4 protein-coding genes and 1 pseudogene are annotated in these 4,825 nt (G+C 71.3%); all 5 read left to right on the top strand.

Going from position 1 to position 4,825, the window contains the following annotated elements; genetic code table 11:
- A pseudogene (locus tag ACZ7PG_RS41665) lies at positions 1 to 294 on the top strand (NDP-hexose 4-ketoreductase); the annotation flags it as partial.
- A gap of 202 nt (positions 295 to 496) precedes the next feature.
- Positions 497 to 1,699, top strand: coding sequence for a DUF6004 family protein (locus ACZ7PG_RS41660; protein ID WP_470244705.1), 1,203 nt, complete (start codon positions 497 to 499; stop codon positions 1,697 to 1,699).
- A gap of 140 nt (positions 1,700 to 1,839) precedes the next feature.
- Positions 1,840 to 2,745: a methyltransferase domain-containing protein gene (locus ACZ7PG_RS41655; RefSeq protein ID WP_470244704.1), complete on the top strand. Its 906-nt coding sequence runs from the start codon at positions 1,840 to 1,842 to the stop codon at positions 2,743 to 2,745.
- Positions 2,745 to 3,383, top strand: coding sequence for an NHL repeat-containing protein (locus ACZ7PG_RS41650; RefSeq protein ID WP_470244703.1), 639 nt, complete (start codon positions 2,745 to 2,747; stop codon positions 3,381 to 3,383). The genes ACZ7PG_RS41655 and ACZ7PG_RS41650 overlap by 1 nt, the downstream gene beginning before the upstream one ends.
- 31 nt (positions 3,384 to 3,414) lie before the next feature.
- Positions 3,415 to 4,710 carry an ABC1 kinase family protein gene (locus ACZ7PG_RS41645; protein WP_470244702.1) on the top strand — a complete coding sequence of 432 codons (1,296 nt, stop codon included), beginning with the start codon at positions 3,415 to 3,417 and terminating at the stop codon, positions 4,708 to 4,710.
- The last annotated feature ends 115 nt before the right edge of the window (positions 4,711 to 4,825 follow it).

Genomic DNA, 4,825 nt, shown 5'->3' with positions numbered 1-4,825 from the left:
GTGGAGAAGCAGCTCAAGGCCAAGGACATGGAGCTGGAGCTGACCGAGAAGGCCAAGTCCTTGCTCGCGAAGCGCGGCTTCGACCCGGTGCTGGGTGCGCGGCCGCTGCGTCGCACGATCCAGCGTGAGATCGAGGACCAGCTGTCGGAGAAGATCCTGTTCGGCGAGGTCGAGCCGGGTCAGATCATCCTGGTCGACGTCGAGGGCTGGAGCGGCAACCCCGAGGACAAGGACGACCAGGCCGAGCTCACGTTCCGGGGCGCCGACCGCCCGGTGGTGGTCCCCGCCGGCTGAGTGCCGGGCCGGTGAAGCCCGCCGCCTTGCGCATTCGGGTGGTTCTCCTGGCCGGCGGCCCTCTTCGGGGGCACCGACGCATTGACTTAAAGCTTCAAAAACATATAGTAACCAGGTGAGGAGCGGTCACGCTCCCGCGCCCGGTCGCCTTAGGCATCGGACAGCTCATCACGAACCCGTACAGACGCTGGAGGTGTCTGGATTGAGTTCTCTGAAGGAGACCTACGAATCACTGAACCTGGAGCCGAAGCCGATCCGCCCGCACATCCTGGCCGCGGCCACGGTGGCCTTCGGTGAGGACTACTACGCCGGGCGCCGGGAGACGATCAACCTCTCGGGCTTCGTCCAGCTCAACAAGTGGCCGATGCCCGGCTTCGAGCACAGTGTGGACGAACGGGGCTACGCCGAGTTCCAGACCGAGCTGATCAGCGCGCCCGAGGTCGGCATCAAGGGCTACAGCTACGAGCTCGACGACCGCATCCAGGTCCTGTCGAACCCGTTCCTGCCCAACAGCGGCCACGTGCGCCAGATCGTGCCCGGCAAGAACTTCCCCGCCGAGTTCTACATCCGGCGGTTCGGCATCCTCGAGTCCAGCACGCTGCGGCTCGCGCACCGCAACGTCATCGACATCTACGGTGTCGTCGACAACGTGCCGCCGTTCAAGAAGCCGCTGACCGGCCCGTACCTGGGCAAGCCGCGCGGCGACGGCCCGTTCGACGTCATGCAGGCCCCGAACGTGGTCCGCGGCACGACGCTGCCCGAGGCCTGGTACCCGGCCAACGACGAGAACGAGCCGGTGGGCATCACCCCGAGCATGTTCTTCCTGCCGAGTGCGGGCCCGTGCATGTCGATGCTGGTCGACCCGTCGATGATCATGCAGGTGTCGCTCGAAGGCGCGGCCAAGGTCGAGGTCGGCGGCAAGACGCACACGATCGAGCTGTCCGGCGACTACAAGAAGGCCGCCGGCATCGAGATCCTGCTGTTCGGGCCGGACAAGCACGACGACGGTCCCGGCGTGCTGGCCCAGTTCTCCCGGATCGCGGTTTCCGGGCACTGCGACGCGCTCGGCGGCCGGGTCATGCTGCGGGTCAGCTGGCCGCGTCCGTCCGGCGGCTCGCTCGGCGAGGGCACCGAAGAAAGCCTGAGCCAGGTGCGCTTCCCGAGCGAACTGCACGTCGACACCGAGTTCGAGCTGGTGACCCCCGAGGTCACGCTGTACGCCACCAACCCGCTGCACGTGAGCGGGAAGCTGAACGACATGGAGGCCACCGGGACCACGCTGCGCAGCAACGGTGTGGACACGGCGCTGGTCACCACCCAGGACGAGGTCCGCGCGCGGCTCACGGGCGTGGAACTGGTCATGCGGGACGCGTTCGTCGGCGAGCACGCCGCCGTCAACGTCTGACGGCCCCGGGCGGCCGCTGTCGCCGACCGGCCGCCCGGGCGTCTTTCCCACCGAACCACGAAACACCGATAGGGCAGCGAAACCCGTGCCGGGCGCCGGAAAGCGGCGCCCGGCACGGGGTGCTCCGGCCGGAGGCGGGAATGGACCAGCGACTGCTGCTGATGCACCAGATGATGCTCGCGGACCGTCCCCGGCTGCACGCCTACGACCGCGCGCTCGAACAGGCCGTCGGCCCCGGTGACGTCGTCGCCGACGTCGGCTCCGGCACGCTCGCGCTCTCCCTGCTCGCCCTGCGCCACGGCGCGGAGCACGTCTACGCGGTCGAGGCCGATCCGGAGCTGGCCGAGGTCGCGGCGGGGATCGTCCGGGCGAACGACCTCAAAGGACGGATCACCCTCGTCGAGGGCGACGCGCGGGTGGCCCGGCTGCCGGCGCGCTGCGACGTCGTCGTGTCCGAGCTGATGGGCAACTTCGGCCCCGAAGAGGGGATGCTGCCGGCGCTGTCGGCGTTCGCCCGGCGGAACCTCCGTCCGGGTGGGGTGCTCGTCCCGGCGCGACTGCGCACCTTCCTGCAGGCGGTGGAGTTCGACGCCGAGGGCTGGGGGATCTGGGACGCGGACTTCTTCGGCTACCGCCTCGACTCCGTGCTCGACGCGGCGGAACCTCAGGCCCAGCTGCACTTCTTCCAGCAGGCCCCGCGGCTGCTGTCCGAGCCGCACGCGGTCTACGACGTCCGGGCCGGCGAGCGGGAGACCGGCTGGCCGCCTGCCGCCGCCACCCGGCTGCCGATCGTCCGCGCCGGCACGGTGCACGCGATCATCGGCTACTTCGTCGCCGACCTCGCCGCCGGGACCAGCCTGGCCAACTTCCCGTCCTACCCGGGCTGCAACTGGGCGGTCTGGGTCTGGCCGCTGCGGCACACCCGCGTCGCACCCGGCGACGAAGTCGAAGCGCGCCTGCGGTCGCCGGGTCGCGGCCCGGCGGCGCGGGTCGCGACGGAGTGGCGGCTGGACTGCGGGATCGCCCGGGCGCAGGGGAGGCCGTGATGCCGATCTCCGTCGGCACGGTGCGGGACATCCCGGTGCGCGCGCTCAAGCTGTGCGGGCTGACCTGGTCCGGTGAGTACCTCTGGTTCTCCGAAGCGGTGTCGAGCCGGATCATGGCGCTCGACCCGGCCACCGGTGCCGTGGACCGGCAAATCGCCTGCCCCGAGGTCCGCACCGACCTGACCACGATCGGCGGCCACCTGGTCCAGGTGGTCGGCGACCGCCGGGCGCTGAAGGTCATCGACCCCGTCAGCGGCGAGTTCGTGACCGAACTGCCCAACCCCCGTCCCGACGCGGTCCTTTGTGGACTCGAAGCGACGTCGCACGGGGTGTGGTTCGGGTACGAGAAGCCCCGCGTGATCGAGCTCCGCAGCGCCGACGACTGGGAGCTGCTCGACCGGATCCCGGTCAGCCACCCGGTCGCCGGGCTGACGGTGTCCGACAGCTACCTCGCCTACGCCGACTACCGCGGCGGCACCATCTACCTGGTGGACATCCGGCGGCGGCGGGAGGTCGCCTGCTTCGACGTCGCCGGCAACCCGACCGGGCTCACCTGGGACGGCAGCCGGATCTGGTACTGCGACTACACCACCCTGCAGCTGCGGGCGATCGAGGTGCCCGGGATCAGCGGCGCCTGACGGCCACCGGCTCCCGATCCCGGAGGTGAGAATGACGGTGCGGCTGCGTCACCGAGCCGGTCTGGCCGTGCGGGCGGTGCAGGTGCTGGGCCTGACCGTGGTGGTGCTGGCGGCCGCGGCCACCGGCGCCCTCGCGCGCGCGACCGTGGGCGGGAGACCGGCCGCGCGCCGGTACCTCTACCGCCGCTGCACCGCGTTGCTGATGCTGCTCGGCCCGGCGTTCGTCAAGGCGGGGCAGGTGCTCGGGACCCGCCGTGACGTCCTGCCGGCCGGGTTCTGCGACGCACTGTCCACCTTGCAGGACTCCGTCACGCCGATGAGCCCGGCCGAGACGGCGGCCGCGCTGGCCGACGCCTACGCCGCGGGCCGCGACGACGTCTTCGCCGAGCTGGACTCCCGGCCGGTCGCGAGCGGCAGCGTCGCCTCGGTGTACCGGGCCCGCCTGCGCTCCGGCGAGGACGTCGCGGTGAAGCTGCGCCGGCCCGGGATCGACCGGGTCATGCGGCGGGACCTGGCCCTCGTGCGCGCGGGCGCCGGGCTGGCGGCCCGGCTGCCGGTGTTCCGCGGCGTGCCGGTGACCGAGGTGGTGGACGCGATGTGCGACGCCGTCCTCGGGCAGCTGGACTTCGAACGCGAGGCCGCGAACCTCCAGCGGCTGCGGACCAACCTGGCCGTCGTCCCGCGGGTCTGGGTGCCGAAGGTGCACCCCGGAGCCTGCCGTGCGGCGTGCATCGTCATGGAGTTCATCCCGGGGCTGGCCGCGGGTACGGCGGCGGGCAGCCCGCCCGTGGCCCGGCGGCGGTTCGCCGCGTCCGGCCTCGCCGCGATGTACCAGATGCTCTTCGTCGACGGTTTCGTGCACTGCGACATGCACCCCGGAAACCTGTACTTCACCGACGGCGCCCAGGTCGTGGTGCTCGACGCCGGCTTCAGCGTGCAGCTCTCCGAGCGGCTGCGCCGCCTGTTCGCGGAGTTCTTCATGAACATGTCCATCGGCCGCGGCCGGCGCGCGGCCGAAGTGGTGCTCGAGAGCTCGGCCCGGCTGGACCCGGACGCCGACGTCGAAGGGTTCACGGTCCGGATGGCGGACCTGGTCGAGCGCAGCCACGGCGTGCCGGCGCGGGAGTTCAGCCTGATCGGCTTCGCCACGGAGATGTTCGACCTGCAGCGGAGGTACGGGGTACACGCCGCCGCGGAACTGATCTTCCCGCTGCTCTCGCTGCTGGTGATCGAGGGCACGATCCGCGACCTCGACCCCGGCATGGACTTCCAGCAGGCGGCGCGGCCGCAGCTGATGCTCGGCCTGTTCGGAACCCCGCGGGGCTGACCCCGGATGGCGGTGGCGGGGGCGGGGCCGCCCCCACACAGTCCCCCCTCGACCCGGTTTCGCCAGAAGGTGGTGACGTCGAAAAAACCCATCTCCGGCGCCTTTCCCCCGCTGC

It is taken from the genome of Amycolatopsis sp. NPDC114504, from assembly GCF_055633595.1.
This window is presented reverse-complemented; position numbering and strand designations above follow the sequence as displayed.

Bases quoted from the DNA above. Each gene is read 5' to 3' on its own strand.
- ACZ7PG_RS41650 (WP_470244703.1), top strand. From the start codon at position 2,745: ATGCCGATCTCCGTCGGCACGGTGCGGGACATCCCGGTGCGCGCGCTC.
- ACZ7PG_RS41655 (WP_470244704.1), top strand. From the start codon at position 1,840: ATGGACCAGCGACTGCTGCTGATGCACCAGATGATGCTCGCGGACCGT.
- ACZ7PG_RS41645 (WP_470244702.1), top strand. From the start codon at position 3,415: ATGACGGTGCGGCTGCGTCACCGAGCCGGTCTGGCCGTGCGGGCGGTG.